This window comes from Klebsiella sp. JN_Kp127, assembly GCF_040062505.1.
Classification (GTDB): Bacteria; Pseudomonadota; Gammaproteobacteria; order Enterobacterales; family Enterobacteriaceae; genus Klebsiella; species Klebsiella quasipneumoniae.
Genome location: NZ_JBEAHS010000007.1, coordinates 39,629 through 53,368, shown reverse-complemented (window position 1 = coordinate 53,368; position 13,740 = coordinate 39,629). Strand labels below are relative to the sequence as shown.

The following is a 13,740-nucleotide window of genomic DNA, read 5'->3' as shown; positions in this document are numbered from 1 at the left end:
GGAGAGACAACGATGAAGCCGATGAAAAACCTGCTGCTGATGGGGCTGCTGTCCGCGCTGGGGGCCGGCGGGGCGCTGGCCGCCGAGCGCGCGCACTTTACGCACTTTATCACTCGCGACGGCGCCACCCTCAAGGACGGCGACAAGGTGTTTCGTTTCGCCGGGATCCACGCGCCGGAGCTGCACCGCATTGAAGACGACGCCCGCGGCCCCTGCAGAGCAGACCCGCGCGGCTGGGGACAATACTTTAAATGGCCAACGGCGCAGGAGCAGCAAAACTGGATCCAGGCGATGGTGCAAACCGGGGCGAAAGCCCAGCGCGTCTACGTGCTGTCGGTGCAGCAGGAATTTGATAAAGCCTGCGGGCGCGAGACCCATATTCTGGCGCCGGAAACGGCGGACGGCATGCCGCGGCTGAATGAGAAAGCCATGCGGGTGTATGACAACATGATTGCCGAAGCGGATAAACAGGGATTGCGACTGATCCTGCCGTTTATTGACCACTGGTGGTGGTGGGGCGGGCGTGAGCAGCTGGCGGCGTTCTACCACGAAAAAGCGGAAGACTTTTATCGGACCGATAGCAAGACCTTCAAAGCCTATCTGGATGTGATCCGCCAGGTTATCACCCGGACAAATACTGTCACCGGCCGCGCTTATTATGATGAAAAGGCGATCATGGCCTGGGAAACCGGTAACGAGCTGGAGGATACCAACGCCGATTTCCTGCATCAGACCGCGGCGTGGATTAAAAAATGGGCCCCTCATCAGCTGGTGGTGGATGGCACCTATAAGAAAATCAATTCCTTTGCGCTGACCGACCCCAATGTAGATATCGTCAGCAATCACTATTACACCAATGCCGATAATAACCATCCCGGGCAGGTGACGCAGGATCTGCGCGCCGTCGGCGGGCAAAAAGTCTATCTCGTCGGCGAGTTTGGCCTGCTGCCGGCGGATCAACTGAACGCCATTATGCAGTCGATCGTTCACAGCGACGTCAACGGGGCGCAAGCCGCCGGCGGGCTTATCTGGGGCTTCCGCGGCCATCGTCACGACGGCGGCTTCTACTGGCATAAGGAGTCGACCGGGCACTACAGCTACCACCTGCCGGGGTTTGCCAAAGAAGGCGAAACGAACCAGGAGCAGGCGGTGGTCGATCTGGTGCGCACGGCCGCGGCGCAGATGGCCGGACAGCAGACGATGGCGCCGCTGCCGAAGCCGGACGCGCCTTTGCTGCGCGAGACCACCTCGCCCTTCGCGATCAACTGGATGGGAGCCGCGGTGGGACGCAGCTACGATGTCGAACGCGCCGCCTCGCCGACCGGGCCGTGGACGGTGGTGGGCCGGGATATCTCCGATGGCGTTAACGAATGGAATCCGGAAACCATGGTTCTGTTCCGCGACGATTATCGTCAGCTTCAGCTCGGGCATACGTATTACTACCGGGTGACGGCGAAAAACGAGAGCGGTCATTCGGCTCCTTCCAATGTGATTAGCGTGCAGCATAGCGAGGAGAATCAGCCGCCGGTTGTCACGCTGGAACCGGCCCTAACCACCACGCAGGACCAGGGCGTCGAGCTTACGGCCAGCTGGCAGGACGATGGCCTGCCGTCGCGAGAGGTTAAGGTGGGCTGGCAGCACGCCGGTGAGGGACAGGTGCATTTTTGCCATGCCGATCGGGCTCAAACCCGGGCCTGGTTTACGGCGCCAGGTACCTATGCGCTGACGTTCACGGCGGACGATGGGCTGCTGAAAAGCAGCAAAACCGTGACCGTGACGGTGGGCGAAGCGACGGGGAAAGCGCCGGCGGATTTCTGTCGTTATCACGGCGAAGTTTATGGCGTGGCTGAGGGGCACCTGACGGTAATGAAGAGTGATAAAGACGCGCTGACAGTTGGCGAGGACGGCTTCCTCGGCCCATTTGCCAACGAGGGGGATAAGATCAGCTGGCAGGTGCAGGCGCCGTGGAGCGGTCAGTTCCTGCTCAATGTAACCTTCAATGGCAAATGGGGCGGTAAGCAGAACTCCTTTGTCGTCAACGGGGGCGCTCCGCAGGCCGTGGCCTTCCCGCAGACGGATGAGCAGGGCCAGCAGCTGCGGATACCGGTGACGCTTAACGCGGGGACTAATCAGATTGACTTCGGCCGCTTCGCCGGCGACTGGGGCTATATGTTCATTAAATCGATCGAAGTGGTCGCTGAGTAGTACGTTCAGGCTGCGCCAGACGGGCGCAGCCTTTTTTCGAAGGAGAGGTTATGCAGCAATATCAGTTTCCGCAAGGGTTTCTGTGGGGGGCGGCGGCGTCTGGCCCGCAAACGGAAGGGGTCACCAATAAGCGCCATCGTTCCATCTGGGACAGTTGGTTTGCCGAACAGCCGGAGCGATTTTATCAGCAGGTAGGGCCGCAAACCGTGTGTGATACTTATCATCAGTATCCGCAGGACGTGGCGCTGATGAAAAAGACCGGCTTCAACTCGTTTCGCACCTCAATTCAGTGGTCACGACTGATCGCGGATTTGGAAACCGGCGCACCGGACCCGGACGCGGTGCGTTTTTATCATGGCTATCTTGATGAGATGATCGCCAACGGCATTGAGCCGATGATCAATCTCTACCATTTTGATATGCCGGAGGTGCTGCAGAAACAGTACGGTGGCTTTGAATCGGCGCACGTAGCAGAGCTGTTTGCCCGCTTTGCCCGCACCGCCTTTAGCCTGTTTGGCCATAAGGTTAAATACTGGATAACCTTCAACGAGCCGATTGTACCGGTTGAGGGAGGCTACCTGTACGATTTCCACTATCCGTGTAAGAAAGATGGTCGGCTGGCGGCGCAGGTGGCGTTTAACATTATGCTGGCGCATGCCAAAGCGGTCACGGCTTATCGTGAACTGGCGCTGGCGGGCGAGATCGGCGTGGTGCTCAACCTGACCCCGAGCTATACGCTCACCGATAGCGACGCGGATAAAAAGGCCGCCGGGTATGCCGACCTGTTTTTTAACCGCAGCTTCCTTGACCCGCTGGTAAAACATGAATTCCCCAAAGCGCTGTGCGAGATCCTCGCCGCCCACGACTGCCTGCCGACGACCAGCAAAGACGACGTGGCGTTGATCCTCAGCGCGGAGATCGATTTTCTTGGGGTGAATTATTACGTGCCGCGGCGGGTAAAAGCGCGTGAGAGCGAATATGACCTCGATTATTTCACCCCGGAATACTATTTCGAAAACGCGGTGAACCCGCAGGGCCGCTTTAACCCCTATCGTGATAACAACGAGATCCTGCCGCAGGCTATTTATGACATTGCCGCCAATATTCGCGAAAACTACGGCAATATTAAGTGGTATCTCGCGGAAATCGGCATCGCGATGGATCGAGAATCAGAGGGAGAGCCAGGGGCGGACGGGGTGATAGACGATAATTTTCGCATACAGCTGATGGAGGAGCATCTGGTGCAACTGCACCGCGCCATTGCCGACGGCGCGAACTGCTTTGGCGTACACCAGTGGACGTTTATCGACAACTGGTCGTGGATCAATGCCTTCAAACGGCGCTACGGCTTCTGGCGACTGGATCTGGAGACCGGCGAGCGACATATAAAACGCAATGCGCTGTGGTTTGCCGAACTGGCGACCAGCAACGGTTTTACCAGCGAAAAATAGCGCTCTGCGCCAGCGCTCCCTCTTACCGGCGCGCAAAGAGGGAGCGCGCGAGGCTACACCAGCTCGTCTTTATTAATGCCCAGCCGCTTCATGCGCGACAGGAGCGTGGTGCGCTTCAGCCCCAGCCGCTGGGCGGCGCCCTTCGGCCCGGCCACCACGCCGTTGCTCTCCTTTAGCACCCGGACGATCAGCTGATATTCATCTTCGCCTTCCTCAGGCAGGACCTCTGGCGACCGCGGAGGCTCGACGATATCCCGCTCCGGCAGGGAGAGCTGCAGCACGTTGCCGCGGGTCAGCAGCACCGCCCGTTCGATGACGTTTTCCAGCTCGCGCACGTTGCCCGGCCACTCCATGCGCGTCAGGGTACGCAGGGTCTCCGCCGGAATGCTGTCGATATTGCGTCCCATGCGGCGGGCGATTTTGAAGGTAAAGGCCTTCACCAGCAGCGGGATATCGTCGGGACGCTCGCGCAGCGGCGGCAGGTGGATCGGGAACACGTTGAGCCGGTAGTAGAGGTCGCTGCGAAATTCCCTGTCGATAACCATCTGCTTGAGATCGCGGTTGGTGGCGGCGATCAGTCGGACGTCGGTCTGGATCAGCTTGTTGCTCCCCAGGCGCTCGAACTCCTGCTCCTGGAGAACGCGCAGCAGCTTGGGCTGCAGCTCCAGCGGCATATCGCCCACTTCATCAAGGAACAGGGAGCTTTTGTCCGCCAGTTCGAAGCGGCCGATACGCTGGGCGCTGGCCCCGGTGAACGCTCCGCGTTCGTGGCCGAACAGATCGCTCTCCAGCAGACCGGCGGGCATCGCGGCGCAGTTCATCTTCACCATCCGCCGACTGTTTCGTCCGCTGAGGTTATGAATGGCGCGGGCGATAAGCTCTTTGCCGGTGCCGGTTTCGCCGAGGATCAGCACGGTGCTGTCGCTGTGGGCCACCATCTCGACCTGCTTGAGCACATTGTTCATCGCCTCGCTACGGCCGATGATCTCCCCGAATTCGCTCTCGACATTGTTGAGCTGCTCGGTGAGGGCGAGGTTCTCATCCACCAGTCGCTCTTTCAGGCGCTGAATTTCGCGGTAGGCGAGGGCGTTATCGATAGCGATCGACACCCGCTCGGCGATCTGCCGCAGCAGCTTGAGATTTGTGGTGGTAAATACCTGTTCGTCGCATTGCGCCAGCTTCAGCACCCCGAGGAGGGTGTTGCCGGACATCAGCGGCAGCAGGCACAGGGTCTGGATCTTGTTGCCCCACATTTCGAAGAGCATCTTCTCGTACGGCGCGAGGGTGTCATGCTCGTGCAGATTAAGCAGCAGCATCTCTTTGCTTTTGAACACGCGCTCGGTGAGGGTGCCCGCTTCATCTACCTCGCTCTGGTCGTGAACCGGATGGCTGGCATCGAGATAGTGCGTGGAATAGATGTTGAGCTTCCCTTTGCGGTTGCTGCGCAGCACCACGCTGATGGCGTCGATCCGGAAGTAGCGATGGATCTCTTTCGCCACCTCGCTGACCAGCTCGTCGATATCCAGACGTGAGAGGACCGCGTTGGTGATCGCCACCAGGATGCGGAAGTTGTCGCGCTCGTGGCACAACAGATCGTAATCGACGTTATTGCTGACCCGGTTCTGAATCTGCTCGCTGACGACGGCGACGATCTGCGCGAAGGTATGCAGCCGCTGGAACTCTTTCTCGCTCCATGGCCGGTTGTCACGGCGCAGAAATTCGCAACCGCCGAAGATCCGCCCGTCGGCCGCCAGCGGCAGCAGCGAGTAGTACCCGAACGGGCGATAGATCCCGCTGCGGATAAGCTGCGGCCAGGTGTCGGCAAAGGTCTCATGATCGCAATGCAGGGCATCCGGCCGGGAGAGCAAGCGGCGCACCGGTCCGTGGGCGAGCACGGTTTCATCTTCATAGCTCACCGGCTGGCCTGCCTCATCGCAGGCGTATCTGGCCGCGCGGTGGTTGCCTGCGTTCCACAGGATAATGGCCGCTTCGTCGGCCAGTGCGGACTGTTGCACCAGGCGGGTCAGGGTTTCGCTCAGCGCAGCCAGATCGGGCTGCTGTAATAAAAGCCGGGTGATATCAAACAGACCCTGCTGGCCGAGATCGCTCATCGGTGTATACGACATGGCTTACATCCAAAACGCGCCGGCAACGCGGCGCATAAGAAAATGATGGTACAAATAATAGTATGTTAATAAAGCGGTTATTGCCGCTTTAACCCATCCGTGGGCGCCCGCTGGTTTGGGCGGGACAATCATGCTGGCTTTTCCCGGCTCGCGCTGCGCTTAGCCGGGCTACATGTGCGCGCCGTGTTGTAGCCTGGATAAGGCGCCAGCCGCTATCCGGGACCCGACGCCGTTGTTAACAAATTCTCGGCAGCGGCTCGGCGTGGGGAAGATCGAGCGTCCGCTTCACGCCGTACAGCCCGACGGAACGCACGCCCGGGCGGGCGACCACCTCGCCGATTATCGCCGCCTCGCGTCCCAGGGCGTGAGACCGTATATGCGCCAGCACGTTTTCCGCTTCTTCGCGGGCGACGGCGATCACCAGCTTGCCTTCATTGGCGAAGTTCAGGGCGTCTAGCCCGAGCAGCTCGCAGACTCCGCGCACGGTGTCGTTGACCGGCAGCTTCGCCTCGTGCAGTTCAATGCCGCAGCCGCTGGCGGCGGCGAACTCATGGGCGACGGCGTTGACGCCGCCGCGGGTGGCGTCGCGCAGGGCTTTGACGCCGCGCAGCGGCAGCAGGGTTTGGATCAGCGGCGTCAGCACCGCGCAGTCGCTGGACAGCGCGCCGTCGAGCCCCATCTGCTCGCGCAGATTAAGGATGGTGGCGCCATGATCCCCCAGCGTGCCGCTGACCAGCAGCACATCGCCGGCGCTGATCTGCTGCGTCCCCCAGCGAACGTCTGCCGGGATGGCGCCGATGCCGGCGGTGTTAATAAACAGCTTATCCGCCGCGCCGCGCGGCACCACTTTGGTGTCGCCGGTAACGATGGCGATCCCTGCCGCCCGGGCGGTATCGGCCATGCTGGCGACCACCGTTTCCAGGGTAGCCATCTCCAGCCCCTCTTCGAGAATAAACCCGCAGGAAAGATAGCGGGGGATGGCGCCGCTGACCGCCACATCGTTGGCGGTACCGCAGACGGCCAGCTTGCCGATATTGCCGCCGGGAAAGAACAGCGGGTCAATCACATAGCTGTCGGTGGAGAAGGCGAGACGATCCCCCTGGGCGGCAAGCGCCGCCAGATCGAGACGCGCCTGATCTTCCTGCTCCGCCAGCCAGGGGTTGGCGAAAGCCTGCATAAACAGGTCGCCGATCAGCTGCTGCATTGCCTGACCGCCGCTACCGTGGGCTAACTGGACGCTTTTCATGCTTCATATTCCTGACTGCGATATTGATACCAGGCGGCGCAGGCCCCTTCCGAGGAGACCATCAGCGCGCCAAAGGCGCTTTGCGGATTGCAGGTGCTGGCGAAGAGCGGGCACTGGTGCGGTTTACAGCGGCCGGTCAACACCTCGCCGCAGCGGGCGCGCGGGTCGTCGCACACGCGCTGCGGCGCCGGGCGGAAATGGGCCTCGGCATCGAAGCGCTGATAGGCCGGCGTGAGGTGCACGCCGGAGTCGCTGATGACCCCCAGACCGCGCCATTCGCTGTCGCCATCAAGGCGAAACACGTCGGCCATCGCCGCCTGCGCCAGCGGGTTGCCGGCATCCGGCACTACGCGGCGGTACTGATTTTCCACCTCGCTACGCTGCGCTATTGTCTGCTCAACCAGCATCACCGCGCCTTGCAGTAGATCAAGAGGTTCGAAACCGGCGACCACTAACGGGCGATGATAGTCGCTGGCGATAAAGCCGTAGGCTTCGGTGCCGATCACCATACTGACGTGGCCGGGGGCGAGAAAGGCGTCGATACCGTTGTCAGGCTGGTCCAGCAGACTGCGCAGGGTCGGCAGCAGGGTGATGTGCTGGCAGAAAAAGAAGAAGTTATCGACGTTGCGCTCCCGCGCCTGACGCAGGGTGAGGGCGGTGGCGGGCATGGTGGTTTCGAAACCGAGACCGAAAAAGACCACTTCACGCTGCGGGTTTTGCTGCGCCAGCCGCAGGGCGTCCATCGGCGAATAAACGATGCGGACATCGGCGCCGCGGGCTTTCGCCTGCAGCAGTGAGCCGTTTTTGCCCGGAACGCGCATGGCGTCGCCGAAGGTACAGAAGATAACCCCCGGACGACTGGCAATCTCAATGCAGGCGTCGATGCGCCCCATCGGCAGGACGCACACCGGGCAGCCGGGCCCATGAATAAATTCGATATTCTCCGGCAACAGCTGGTCGAGACCGAACTTAAAAATGGCATGGGTATGACCGCCGCAGACCTCCATGATGCGCAGCGGTCGCGCGGCGGTGTGCGGCAGCAGATGGGCACGCTGCTGAAGATGGGCCACCAACTGCATGACCTGCTCAGGGGCGCGGTATTCGTCAACGTAACGCATTATCGCTCCTCGCCGTACAGCAGGGCGCCGACGTCCGGCTCTACGTCAAACATATTTTGCAGCGCTTCGAGAGTGTCGCGGGCTTCGGCTTCATTAATCACGCTCATGGCGAAGCCGACGTGCACCAGCACCCACTGGCCGAGACGCGGCTGGCCCTGCTCGTCAACGGCGCCCACCAGCGTCAGGTCGACGTCGCGCTGAATGCCGCAGACTTCCACCTTCGCCAGCACGCCGTCGATGGCGCAAATTTGTCCCGGAATGCCTATGCACATCGCTGCGTCTCCAGCCAGGTGAGCCACTGATCCATGCCTTCGCCGCTGGTGGCGGAGAGGAGGATAATGTCAATATGCGGATTGACCTCGCGGGCGCAGGCCAGGCACTTCTCGACGTCGAAATTGAGATACGGCAGCAGGTCGACCTTGTTGAGCAGCATCAGGCTGGCGGCGGCGAACATATGCGGATACTTCAGCGGCTTGTCTTCGCCTTCCGTGACCGACAGCACCGCCACCTTATGGCGTTCGCCGAGATCAAAGCTCGCCGGGCAGACCAGGTTGCCGACGTTTTCAATAAACAGAATGCCGTGGTCAGCCAGCGGCAGGCGCGGGGCGGCGTCGGCGATCATCTGGGCGTCGAGATGGCAGCCTTTCCCGGTGTTGACCTGAATCGCCGGGGTGCCGGTGGCGCGAATGCGGGCGGCGTCATTGACCGTTTGCTGGTCGCCTTCAATCACTGCGCAGTCGGCACGCCCTTTCAGCCGGGTGAGGGTTTCGGTGAGCAGGGTGGTTTTGCCGGAGCCGGGGCTGGAAACCAGATTCAGCACCAGCTGCTGCTTCGCCGCAAAGCGCGCGCGGTTGCGCGCCGCCAGACGGTTGTTTTTATCCAGCACGTCGATTTCCACTTCCAGCATGCGCCGCTGGCTCTGGCCCGGGGCGTGAGTCCCCGCTTCGCCATGGCCGTAATGCAGATCGCCCTCCGTCGTGCGGGTGGGGGCGAAGTGGTCGGTTTTTACGCCGGTGATGGTCATCGTTTGGCGTGGGGCGGGCGCGAAGGGGGCGCTGCGGAACGCGGAATGCGGGTTTCGTTCGTCTCCTTCAATATAGAGGTTGCCTTCTCCACAGCCGCATGTTGTACACATAATTTACTCCAATTCTAAACGCTGAATCTGTAAGCCGTCATCCGCCACGATCTGTAGCTGGTCGTTGTTGCAGTGCGGGCAGCGGCGGACGTGCTGCGAGACAAGATGGACGTACTGCTGACAGCGTTCGCACCAGCATTCAGCCTGTTGTTCGGCGATATGCAGTTCGCACCCCTCCGCCAGCGTGCCGCGGCAGACCAGCTCAAAGCAGAAGGTCAGGGCGCTGGCTTCCACGCAGGAAAATGCCCCCACCTTAAGCCACACGCCGGTCACCCGCTGCGCGCCGGCCTGCTGCGCCTGTTGTTCAATAATTTCCAGCGCCCGCTGGCTGAGGGTGATTTCGTGCATAGTCGCCTCCGTATCGCGATGCGCCTTTTATGCAATAACGGTGCCAGAACGGACTCGGAGTGGCAGGAAATGTCGATGACGACGCGCCGGGGCTGTCATCGACATGTCGCGTCGGCAGGGAATAAATATAAAAATATAATTAAATCAAATAAATAAAATGTGGCACGGAAAATGCTTAGACGGTGCATCTCATGCTACGGAGAAACCGATATGACTATTTGGGAAATAAGTGAAAAGGCGGATTACATCGCCGACCGTCACCGGCAGCAGCAGGAGCAGTGGCATATCTACTGTAACTCGCTGGTTCAGGGGATCACCCTGTCGAAAGCCCGCCTGCATCACGCGATGAGCTGCGCGCCGGACAAAGAGCTGTGCTTCGTGCTGTTCGGCCATTTTCAGGTGTTCGTCGCCCTGGCGGAAGGCTTCAACAGCCACACCATCGAATACTACGTCGAAAACAAAGGCGGCGGTGATAAGTATCTGATTGCTCAGGCCACGCTCGCCGCGGATGGCACGGTGGACGGGCGGATCAGCAACCGCTCCCGCGACCAGGTGCTGGAGCATTATCTGGCGATTATCGCCACCGTCTATGACCGTCTGTACGACGCCATGGAGCAAGACCAACCGGTGGACTTAAGCCATCTGGCCCTGACCCACTGATCGCAAGGTGTCGACACGTGTCGAAAATGACACCTGCGCAACCTGATTTCGTCAAAAGTGACTTTCACCCGAGGATGACCCGGTGAACCGTTTTGTAATTGCTGACTCCACTGTCTGTATCGGCTGCCGCACCTGCGAAGCCGCCTGCTCTGAGACGCATCGCCAGCACGGCCTGCAGGCTATGCCGCGGCTGCAGGTGATGCGTAATGAAAAAGAATCGGCACCGCAGATGTGCCACCACTGCGAAGACGCCCCCTGCGCCGCTGTCTGCCCGGTAAACGCCATCCAGCGCGTCGATGGCGCCGTCCAGCTCAACGAAAGCCTGTGCGTAAGCTGCAAACTGTGCGGCATCGCCTGCCCGTTTGGCGCGATCGAATTTTCCGGCAGCCGTCCGCTGGATATTCCGGCCAATGCCAATACCCGGCTGGCGCCCCCCGCGCCGCCGGCGCCGGCCCGCGTCAGCTCGCTGCTCGACTGGGTGCCGGGCGTGCGCGCCATTGCCGTGAAATGCGACCTCTGCCACTTCGATGACCAGGGCCCGGCCTGCGTGCGGACCTGTCCGACCAAAGCGCTGATGCTGGTGGATAGCCGTGATATCGCCCAGGCCAGCAAGCGTAAACGCCAGCTGACCTTTAATACCGACCTTGGCGACTTGTCGTTGTTCCAGGCGCAACAGGGGGAGAGGGAATGAGTGTAATTGGATTAGTCAATCAGGCGGTGACGTGGTACGCCGCCAGCGCCGTGCTGGCCTTTGTGTTTGCCATGCGTAAACCGCTCAGCGGCGCCATTGCCGGGATTGGCGGCGCGGTGGCCAGCGCTATGCTGGTGGTTGCCGGCGGCGCCGCGCTGCTGATGCCGGATCGGATCCACGGCGGCATGCTGCAGTTTCTCCATCTGACAATGCGGGTGGGCGGCGTCAATGCCCTGTGGCTGCTGGCCATCGGCCTGTCGGCGCTGCCGGTGTCGCTGTTTAACATTAGCTGGCATCGCCACCCGCAGGTGAAGGCCAACGGCCTGCTGGTCAACCTGCTGCTGGCCGCCGCCACCTGCGCGGTGGTGGTGACCAACATCGGTTCGCTGGTGGTGATGGCGGAGATCATGGCGCTCTGCGCGGCGTTTCTCACCGGCTGCGCCGCCTCCGGTAAGCTGTGGTTTGCGCTGGGTCGTCTCGGCACGCTGTTGATGGCATGGACCTGCTGGCTGGTGTGGTCGACCTACGGCACCCTCGAGCTGGCGCAGATCAATCTCCAGGCGGTGGATATGATGCAGAACCCGCTGCTGTGGCTGCCGGGGCTGGCGGGATTCGCCCTGCTGGCGGGGGCGATCCCGCTGCACGGCTGGGCGCCGCAGGCTCACGCCGGGGCCAGCGCGCCGGCCGCCGCGCTGTTTTCCACTGTGGTCATGAAGGTCGGTCTGTACGGCATGTTAACCGTTTCGCTGGCCGGCGGCGTGCCGCCGCTGTGGTGGGGCGTGATGCTGCTGGTGCTGGGGATGATCACCGCCTTCATCGGCGGGCTGTATGCGTTGATGGAGCATAACATTCAGCGCCTGCTGGCCTATCACACCCTGGAGAATATCGGCATCATCCTGCTGGGGCTGGGCGCCTTCGTTACCGGCGTGGCCACCCGCAACAGCACGCTGATGGTGCTGGGCTTCATCGGCGGCATGTATCACCTGATTAACCACAGCCTGTTCAAAACTACGCTGTTCCTCGGCGCCGGGGCGGTGTGGTTCCGCACCGGCCATCGCGATATCGAGAAGCTGGGCGGCATCGGTAAAAAAATGCCGCTGATCTCCCTCGCCATGCTGGTGGGGCTGATGGCGATGGCGGCTTTGCCGCCGCTGAACGGCTTCGCCGGCGAGTGGGTCATCTACCAGTCCTTCTTCAAAATGAGCACCAGCGACCTGTTTATTGGCCGTCTGCTGGGGCCGCTGCTGGCGGTGGGCCTGGCGATCACCGGCGCGCTGGCGGTGATGTGTATGGCCAAAGTCTATGGTGTCACCTTCCTCGGCGCGCCGCGGAGCAAAGAGGCGGAAAACGCCACCTGCGCCCCCTGGCTGATGACCCTGAGCGTGGTCATGGCGGCGGTCTTCTGCCTCGTTGGCGGCATTGCCGCGCCGTGGCTGCTGCCGCTGGTGAGCGGCGCCTTCCCGCTGCAGGCCCAGGTGTCGAGCGTGGTGTCGCAGCCGATGATTGCGCTGCTGCTTATCGCCTGCCCGCTGCTGCCGTTCCTGCTGATGATCTTCTTTAAAGGCGATCGCCTGGCGGCGCGCTCGCGCGGCGCGGCCTGGGTCTGCGGCTACGATCACGAACAGTCGATGGTGGTCACCGCCCACGGTTTCGCCATGCCGGTGAAAGAGGCCTTTGTGCCGCTGCTGAAGCTGCGTCACTGGCTGAACCCGGTGCGTCTGGTGCCGGGCTGGCAATCGGCCTCGGCGCCGGCGCTGCTGCGCGCAATGGCGCTGGTTGAGCTGGCGGTGCTGGTGGTGATTGTCATTTCCCGAGGAGCCTGAGAATGAGTCTGTTAATTGCATTGCTACAGGCGCTGGCGCTGTTTGCCGTCGCGCCGCTGTTATCCGGGATCGTCCGCGTCGCCCGCGCGCGGCTGCATAACCGCCGCGGACCGGGCGTGCTGCAGGAGTATCGGGATATCCTGAAATTGCTGGGCCGCCAGAGCGTCGGTCCCGACGCCTCGGGCTGGGTGTTCCGCCTGACGCCGTACGTCATGGTGGGCGTGATGCTGACCATCGCCACCGCCTTGCCGGTGGTGACGGTGGACTCTCCGCTGCCGGTGCTTGGGGATCTCATCACCCTGATCTACCTGTTCGCCATCGCCCGTTTCTTCTTCGCGATTTCCGGTCTGGACACCGGCAGCCCGTTTACCGCGCTGGGTAGCAGCCGCGAAGCGATGCTCGGCGTGCTGGTGGAGCCGATCCTGCTGCTGGGCCTGTGGGTCGCCGCGCAGGTGGCGGGCTCCACCCATATCAGCAGTATCACCGACACCCTTTATCACTGGCCGGCAGCGCGCAGCATTCCACTGATTCTGGCGCTGTGCGCCTGCGCCTTCGCCACCTTTATCGAGATGGGCAAACTGCCGTTCGATCTGGCGGAAGCGGAGCAGGAGCTGCAGGAGGGGCCGCTTTCCGAGTACAGCGGCAGCGGCTTTGGCATCCTGAAGTGGGGCATCAGCCTCAAACAGCTGGTGGTGCTGCAGATGTTTGTCGGGGTCTTTTTCCCGTGGGGCCAGATGACCAGCTTCAGCGTCGGCGGCCTGCTGCTGGCGCTGGTGGTGGCCGTCGTCAAGCTGGTGGTGGGCGTGCTGATCATCGCGCTGTTTGAAAACAGCATGGCGCGTCTGCGCTTCTGTGCCACCTCCCGCGTCACCTGGGCGGGGTTTGGTTTCGCCTTTTTAGCTTTCGTCTCCTTGCTGGTGGCGTGATTAAGAGAGTT

General features: G+C 61.6%; 12 protein-coding genes. 6 read left to right on the top strand and 6 right to left on the bottom strand.

Annotated elements, in window-relative coordinates; translation table 11 throughout:
- The first annotated feature begins 12 nt into the window (after positions 1-12).
- Positions 13-2,205, top strand: a complete 2,193-nt coding sequence (locus ABLV04_RS05080) for a CBM35 domain-containing protein (RefSeq protein WP_147733577.1) — start codon at positions 13-15, stop codon at positions 2,203-2,205.
- A 50-nt stretch (positions 2,206-2,255) separates the two neighbouring features.
- Positions 2,256-3,656 (top strand): glycoside hydrolase family 1 protein, encoded by a 1,401-nt coding sequence (locus tag ABLV04_RS05075; RefSeq protein WP_147733578.1) that lies wholly within the window; start codon positions 2,256-2,258, stop codon positions 3,654-3,656.
- A gap of 53 nt (positions 3,657-3,709) precedes the next feature.
- Here ABLV04_RS05075 and flhA read toward each other — a convergent pair whose 3' ends face one another.
- From flhA to hypA, 6 genes are all read right to left on the bottom strand, one after another.
- Positions 3,710-5,782: a formate hydrogenlyase transcriptional activator FlhA gene (gene flhA / locus ABLV04_RS05070; protein WP_023290801.1), complete on the bottom strand. Its 2,073-nt coding sequence runs from the start codon at positions 5,780-5,782 to the stop codon at positions 3,710-3,712.
- A gap of 235 nt (positions 5,783-6,017) precedes the next feature.
- Positions 6,018-7,028, bottom strand: a complete 1,011-nt coding sequence (gene hypE, locus ABLV04_RS05065; RefSeq protein ID WP_348815446.1) for a hydrogenase expression/formation protein HypE — start codon at positions 7,026-7,028, stop codon at positions 6,018-6,020.
- The gene (gene hypD / locus ABLV04_RS05060) at positions 7,025-8,146 is read right to left on the bottom strand and encodes a hydrogenase formation protein HypD (protein ID WP_023290799.1); all 1,122 of its coding nucleotides are present in this window, start codon (positions 8,144-8,146) and stop codon (positions 7,025-7,027) included. Before hypD ends, hypE begins: the two co-directional genes overlap by 4 nt.
- Positions 8,146-8,418 (bottom strand): HypC/HybG/HupF family hydrogenase formation chaperone, encoded by a 273-nt coding sequence (locus tag ABLV04_RS05055; protein ID WP_002914934.1) that lies wholly within the window; start codon positions 8,416-8,418, stop codon positions 8,146-8,148. The genes hypD and ABLV04_RS05055 overlap by 1 nt, the downstream gene beginning before the upstream one ends.
- On the bottom strand, positions 8,409-9,281 hold the full coding sequence (gene hypB / locus ABLV04_RS05050; protein WP_023290798.1) for a hydrogenase nickel incorporation protein HypB: 873 nt from the start codon (positions 9,279-9,281) through the stop codon (positions 8,409-8,411). The genes ABLV04_RS05055 and hypB overlap by 10 nt, the downstream gene beginning before the upstream one ends.
- 3 nt (positions 9,282-9,284) lie before the next feature.
- A complete protein-coding gene (hypA, locus tag ABLV04_RS05045) occupies positions 9,285-9,629 on the bottom strand; it encodes a hydrogenase maturation nickel metallochaperone HypA (RefSeq protein ID WP_348815444.1) in 345 nt (114 codons plus the stop codon).
- Positions 9,630-9,839: 210 nt separating this feature from the next.
- Here hypA and hycA point away from each other — a divergent pair, with 210 nt between their 5' ends.
- The 4 genes from hycA (at position 9,840) to ABLV04_RS05025 (ending at position 13,729) form a co-directional block, all read left to right on the top strand.
- On the top strand, positions 9,840-10,289 hold the full coding sequence (hycA, locus tag ABLV04_RS05040; RefSeq protein ID WP_004205645.1) for a formate hydrogenlyase regulator HycA: 450 nt from the start codon (positions 9,840-9,842) through the stop codon (positions 10,287-10,289).
- A gap of 82 nt (positions 10,290-10,371) precedes the next feature.
- Positions 10,372-10,980 (top strand): 4Fe-4S dicluster domain-containing protein, encoded by a 609-nt coding sequence (locus tag ABLV04_RS05035; RefSeq protein WP_023290796.1) that lies wholly within the window; start codon positions 10,372-10,374, stop codon positions 10,978-10,980.
- The gene (gene hycC / locus ABLV04_RS05030) at positions 10,977-12,803 is read left to right on the top strand and encodes a formate hydrogenlyase subunit 3 (protein WP_348815442.1); all 1,827 of its coding nucleotides are present in this window, start codon (positions 10,977-10,979) and stop codon (positions 12,801-12,803) included. Before ABLV04_RS05035 ends, hycC begins: the two co-directional genes overlap by 4 nt.
- Before the next feature lie 2 nt (positions 12,804-12,805).
- A complete protein-coding gene (locus ABLV04_RS05025) occupies positions 12,806-13,729 on the top strand; it encodes a respiratory chain complex I subunit 1 family protein (RefSeq protein ID WP_023290794.1) in 924 nt (307 codons plus the stop codon).
- Positions 13,730-13,740 lie beyond the last annotated feature (11 nt).